The sequence below is a fragment of the Bradyrhizobium manausense genome, from assembly GCF_001440035.1.
Lineage (GTDB): Bacteria > Pseudomonadota > Alphaproteobacteria > Rhizobiales > Xanthobacteraceae > Bradyrhizobium > Bradyrhizobium manausense.
On sequence record NZ_LJYG01000044.1, the window covers coordinates 67,193 to 68,953 of the forward strand.

The following is a 1,761-nucleotide window of genomic DNA, read 5'->3' on the forward strand; positions in this document are numbered from 1 at the left end:
CCCGCCGTTGGTCTGGACGATCGGTTAGTTCCACCTATCGAAATGCGCTGCCGCAGGGCACGCCTGCACCTGACGCAGGAGGAATCGGCAACCAGCGTGCTAACAAGTGCGCAGCCGCGCCTTTCGCGCGAGCAAGTTGATTGATGCACCTAAGCATTGCCACGCCGCGAATGGCGGATTTGTCCGGGAGAGGAAATGACTGAGGTCGCCGAGATCCCGGTCGATGAGCAGGAACGTCCGCGCCCGTCGCCCACGCGCCCGACACGGAGCGCGCTGATCGACGGGCCGATCCTGCGCACGCTGCTCTCCCTCGCCTGGCCGAACGTTGTCGCGCTGTCCGCCGGCACTTGCACGGTGATCGCCGAGACCTCCTATATCGGCCGTCTCGGCGTCGAGGCGCTGGCCGCGATGGCGCTGGTGTTTCCGACAGTGATCCTGACCATGACCATGTCGGGCGGCGCCATGGGCGGCGCCGTGGCCTCCGCCATCGCACGCGCGCTCGGCGCCGGCGATCGCGAGCGTGCCGGGACGCTGGCTGCGCATGCGCTGCTGATCGGCATCACCTTCGGCCTCGTCTTCATGCTCGGCATGCTGGTCTTCGGCCCTCAGGTGCTGACGATGCTCGGCGGCCGCGGCAATGTGCTGACGCATGCGATCGCCTACACCCAGGTGTTCTTCGGCGGAGCCGTGCTGCCGTGGCTGCTCAACACCATGGCGGGCGTGCTGCGCGGCACCGGCAATATGCGCCTGCCGTCGTTTCTCATCCTCAACTCTGCGGTCTGGCAGATCGTGCTCGGCGGCACGCTGGGCCTCGGGCTCGGCCCGTTTCCGCAACTCGGCATGCGCGGCGTCGCCGCCGGCGCGCTGATCGCCTACTCCATGAATATCTGCGTGATGGGCTGGTACCTGTTCTCCGGTCGCGCCCGCGTCGTTCCAAAACTCCGCGGCTTGCGCATCCAATGGGTGATGTTCTTCGACATCCTCAAGGTCGGCGCCATCGCCTGCTTCTCGCCGCTGCAATCGGTGCTGACGATCTCGATCTTCACCCACATGCTGGCCAAATTCGGCACCGCGATCCTCGCCGGCTACGGCATCGGCGCGCGGCTCGAATTCCTTCTGACCTCGATCGCGTTCTCGTTCGGTATCGCCTGCGTGCCCATGGTCGGAATGGCGATCGGGGCGGGCCGCATCGCGCGGGCGCGCCGCATCGCCTGGACCGCCGGTGCCGCCGCCTTCATGGCCGTCGGCGCGCCAGCATGCTTTGTAGCGATCTTCCCCGATCTCTGGGTCAACATCTTCACCGACAGCGCGGCCGTGCGCGCGGCGAGCCATCAATATCTCTCGACGGTCGGGCCGTTCTACGCGTTCTTCGGCCTTGCAACGACGATGTATTTCTCCTCGCAAGGTGCAGCAAAGGTGATCGGTCCTGTGCTGGCGCAGACCGCCCGGCTGATCTACATCGCGGGCATCGGCTGGTGGCTGTCGACGCATGACGCGACTGCGCAAAGCTTCTTCTGGCTCGCCGCGAGCTCGATGGTCGTGCTCGGCGTGCTCTCATGCTCCAGCGTGGTGCTGACGCGCTGGGGGCCGCGAGACGCAAAACTCGCCGTCGCGCCTGTGCTCTCGGTTGCCGATTAGCGGACGATCCGGAAAAGTGGGAACCGGTTTTCCGACAAGATCATCCGCAAACAAAGCAGCTCAACCGCGGCGGCGAGACGCCGTTGCGCTTTAGCGATGCCTGTGGCGGCGATGGCCCCCGCC

Annotated in this window: 1 protein-coding gene; it reads left to right on the forward strand. The window is 66.1% G+C overall.

Annotation, left to right across the window (positions count from 1 at the left end):
- Nucleotides 1-195 precede the first annotated feature (195 nt).
- Nucleotides 196-1,638 carry an MATE family efflux transporter gene (locus tag AOQ71_RS09955; protein ID WP_057745224.1) on the forward strand — a complete coding sequence of 481 codons (1,443 nt, stop codon included), beginning with the start codon at nucleotides 196-198 and terminating at the stop codon, nucleotides 1,636-1,638.
- Nucleotides 1,639-1,761: the final 123 nt, after the last annotated feature.